The organism is Roseicyclus amphidinii (assembly GCF_030163755.1).
In the GTDB taxonomy this organism is placed as follows: domain Bacteria; phylum Pseudomonadota; class Alphaproteobacteria; order Rhodobacterales; family Rhodobacteraceae; genus Roseicyclus; species Roseicyclus amphidinii.
Map to the genome: position 1 here is coordinate 1 of NZ_JASJOE010000123.1, position 3,774 is coordinate 3,774.

A 3,774-nucleotide genomic window follows, 5' to 3' on the forward strand; every position below is an offset into this window, starting at 1 on the left:
GTGGCGGGGCCGGTGCCTTCGGCGGCATCGGGCGGTTCGGGCAGGGCTGCCTCCGCGGGCGGCGTGGCCTCCACCGGGGCGGCCTCGCCCTGCGGCGCGTCGTCCCCGGCAGGCGGCTCGTCCGCGCGTTGCGCGGGTGTGGCCGGTTCGGGGGCCGGGTCGGGGGCCGGTTCGGCGACAGGGTCCGGCGCATCTTCGGGTGTGGCCGCCTCGACGGCAGCCTCGACGGCAGCCTCCACGGCAGCCTCTGCCGGAGCCTCTGTGGCGGCAGGCCCCTCGCCCCTGTCGGGCAAGGGCGTGCTGAGCGACACCGCCGCCAGCACGATGGCCGACATCACAAGGCCCAGCCCGAAACCGCCGATCACTCCACCGCCCATGTCGCCCTCTTTCGCCCGTTGCGGCCCCACGCGCCGCGCACCGCTTGCCCTGACCGGGTCTCGAGAGGCGCTTGACCACCCTGCCCGGCTTTGAAACATGTATAGCTCGGGCGCGCGACGCCTTCACCCCTTTTTAACCTTTTCGCGCCCGCGGCGCGGTGGTCAGGTCCCATGCTGCTTCTCATCGACAATTACGACAGCTTCACCTGGAACCTCGTCCATTACCTGGGCGAGCTGGGGGCCGAGACGCGCGTCGTGCGCAACGACCAGATCACCGTGCAGGAGGCGCTGGCCATGGCCCCCGAGGCCATCGTCCTCAGCCCCGGCCCCTGCGACCCGGCGCAGGCGGGCATCTGCCTGCCCCTCACGCGGGCGGCGGCGGGGGCGGGCGTGCCGCTTCTGGGGGTCTGCCTCGGGCATCAGACCATCGGCGAGGCCTTCGGCGGCCGCGTCCTGCGGCATACCGAGATCGTGCATGGCAAGATGGGCGAGATCCTGCACGAGGGCAAAGGCGTCTTCGCGGGCCTGCCCTCGCCGCTGAAGGCGACGCGCTATCACTCGCTGGTGGTCGAACGCGCCAGCCTGCCCGCCGAGCTTGAAGTGACCGCCGCGCTGGCGGACGGCACGATCATGGGCCTGCGCCACCGCACGCTGCCGATCGAAGGCGTGCAGTTCCACCCTGAAAGCATCCGCTCGGAACACGGGCACGCGATGCTGCGCACCTTCCTCGAGACCGCGAAAGGGACGATCCCGGCATGACCGACGCGATGAAACCGCTGATCTATGCGGCCTCCGAAGGGCCGTTGAGCCGCGCGCAGGCCGAAGCCGCCTTCGAAGAGCTGTTCGAGGGCACGGCCACGCAAGCGCAGATCGGGGGCCTCCTGATGGCGATGCGGGCGCGCGGCGAATCCGTCGCCGAATATGCCGCGGCGGCGCAGGTGATGCGCGACCGCTGCGTGAAGGTGACCGCGCCCGAGGGCGCGATGGACATCGTCGGCACCGGCGGCGACGGGATGGGGACGCTCAACATCTCGACCGCGACGGCCTTTGTCGTGGCGGGCGCGGGCGTGCCGGTGGCCAAGCACGGCAACCGCAACCTCAGCTCCAAATCCGGCGCGGCCGATGCGCTGGGTGAACTGGGCATCGACGTGATGGTCGGACCCGACGTGGTGGAGCGCGGCATTGCCGAGGCCGGGATCGGTTTCATGATGGCCCCGATGCACCACCCGGCGATGAAGCAGGTGATGCCCGTGCGGCAGGAGCTGGGCTGCAAGACGATCTTCAACATCCTCGGCCCGCTCACCAACCCCGCGGGCGTCAAGCGCCAGCTGACCGGGGCCTTCGCCATCGACCTGATCTTTCCCATGGCCGAGACGCTGAAGGAGCTGGGGTCCGAGGCCGCGTGGCTGGTGCATGGCGCGGACGGGACGGACGAGATCTCGATCTCGGGGCCGACATCCGTGGCGGTGCTGAAGGACGGCAAGATCCGCCCGCGCGAGGTGCATCCCGAGGAGGCGGGCCTGCCCGTCCATCCCTTCCGCGACATCCTCGGCGGCACGCCCGCCGAGAACGCCGCCGCGCTCCGCGCACTGCTGGACGGGGCCGAAGGGGCCTACCGCGACGCGGTGCTGCTGAACGCGGCGGCGGCGCTGGTGGTGGCCGAAAAGGCCGACGATCTGAAAGCGGGGGTGGAGATCGCCCGCGAGAGCCTTGCCTCGGGCGCGGCGAAACGCGCGGTGGAGCGGCTGGCCGCGATCACCTCCGGCACGGCATAAGGGGGGCGCGCGATGGCGACCATTCTCGACAGGATCAAGGCCTACAAGCTTGAGGAAGTGGCCGCCGCCAAGGCCGCGCGCCCACCCTCCAGCGTGGAAGAGGCCGCGCGCGCCGCGCCGCGTGTGCGGGGCTTCGGCGAGGCGCTGCGCCGGGCCGAGGGATCGGGCTACGGGCTGATCGCCGAGATCAAGAAGGCGAGCCCGTCCAAGGGCCTGATCCGCGCCGATTTCGACCCGCCGACGCTTGCAAAAGCCTACGAGGCGGGCGGCGCGACCTGCCTCTCGATCCTGACCGACGAGCCCAGTTTCCAGGGCAAGCCCGACTACCTGACCCGCGCGCGGGCGGCGGTGGCTCTGCCCTGCCTGCGCAAGGATTTCCTCTACGACACCTACCAGGTCGCCGAGGCGCGCGCCTGGGGCGCGGATTGCATCCTGATCATCATGGCCTCGGTGGAGGACGGCCAGGCCGCCGAGCTGGAGGATGCCGCGCGGCATTGGGGGATGGATGCGCTGATCGAGGTGCATGACGACGCGGAGCTTGAGCGCGCGATGGCGCTCAAATCGCCGCTTCTGGGGATCAACAACCGGGATCTGAACACCTTCGTCACCGATCTTGCCACGACCGAGCGGCTGGCCGCCCGCGTGCCGGGCGACCGGATGGTGATCTCGGAATCGGGTCTGTTCACGCCTGCCGATCTTGCGCGCATGGCGCAAGCGGGCGCGCGGTCCTTCCTGATCGGGGAAAGCCTGATGCGGCAGGCGGACGTCACGGCGGCGACCGCCGCGATCCTCGCCGATCCCGCCCCGGCGGGGGCCTGAGGCGATGGCGCAGCTCAGCCATTTCGACGAGGGCGGACAGGCCCATATGGTCGATGTCTCGGGGAAATCCGTGACCGACCGGGTGGCCGTGGCCGAAGGCTGGGTGAAGATGCGCCCCGAGACGCTGGCGCTGGTCGAGGCGGGCACCGCGAAGAAGGGCGATGTCCTGGGCATCGCGCGGCTGGCAGGCATCATGGGGGCGAAAAAGACCGCCGATCTGATCCCGCTCTGCCATCCTTTGCCGATCACCAAGGTGACGGTCGACCTGGTGCCGGATGCGGGCCTGCCCGGTGTTCGGATCAGGGCGACGGTGAAGACCACCGGCCAGACCGGCGTCGAGATGGAGGCGCTGACCGCCGTGTCGGTGGCGGCGCTGACGGTGCATGACATGCTGAAGGCGGCCGAAAAATCGATCGAGATCGGCGGGATCCGGGTGGTGCTGAAGGATGGCGGCAAATCCGGGCGTTACGAGGCCGATGATGCGGGGTGACGCGTGCATGGGGATTGCGCCGCCTTCGGCGTCGCCCGGGGCGATTTTCGCGGGGCGAAAATCGTGGGCCCGTGGCATCGGGTGTGCGACATGCCGGGCGGCGGGTTTGGTGGCACCCGTGGGATTTCCGTATTTGGAGGAAGATGAAGGCGGGATGCGGGAGCGGGTCCGATGATCCCGGTTTCGGAGGCGCTTGCGGCCTGCCTTGCGCTGGCGCGCCCGGTGGGCGTCGAGACCGTGCCCCTGGCGCGGGCCGGGGGGCGGGTGCTGGCCGAGAGCGTCGTGGCGCGGCGCGAGCAGCCGCCCTTCTCGG

General features: G+C 70.6%; 4 protein-coding genes and 2 pseudogenes. 5 read left to right on the plus strand and 1 reads right to left on the minus strand.

What is annotated here, in order from left to right:
- Nucleotides 1-377: pseudogene (locus QQK83_RS18950) on the minus strand (hypothetical protein); the annotation flags it as partial.
- A 171-nt stretch (nt 378-548) separates the two neighbouring features.
- On the opposite strand from QQK83_RS18950, the gene QQK83_RS18955 reads away from it, so the two are divergent.
- The 5 genes and pseudogenes from QQK83_RS18955 to QQK83_RS18975 all read left to right on the plus strand — a co-directional run.
- The gene (locus QQK83_RS18955) at nt 549-1,136 is read left to right on the plus strand and encodes an anthranilate synthase component II (protein WP_284266958.1); all 588 of its coding nucleotides are present in this window, start codon (nt 549-551) and stop codon (nt 1,134-1,136) included.
- A complete protein-coding gene (trpD, locus tag QQK83_RS18960) occupies nt 1,133-2,152 on the plus strand; it encodes an anthranilate phosphoribosyltransferase (protein WP_284266960.1) in 1,020 nt (339 codons plus the stop codon). The genes QQK83_RS18955 and trpD overlap by 4 nt, the downstream gene beginning before the upstream one ends.
- A 12-nt stretch (nt 2,153-2,164) precedes the next feature.
- Nucleotides 2,165-2,971, plus strand: a complete 807-nt coding sequence (gene trpC, locus QQK83_RS18965) for an indole-3-glycerol phosphate synthase TrpC (RefSeq protein ID WP_284266962.1) — start codon at nt 2,165-2,167, stop codon at nt 2,969-2,971.
- A gap of 4 nt (nt 2,972-2,975) precedes the next feature.
- Nucleotides 2,976-3,461, plus strand: coding sequence for a cyclic pyranopterin monophosphate synthase MoaC (gene moaC, locus QQK83_RS18970; RefSeq protein ID WP_284266964.1), 486 nt, complete (start codon nt 2,976-2,978; stop codon nt 3,459-3,461).
- A gap of 171 nt (nt 3,462-3,632) precedes the next feature.
- Nucleotides 3,633-3,774: pseudogene (locus QQK83_RS18975) on the plus strand (molybdopterin molybdenumtransferase MoeA); the annotation flags it as partial.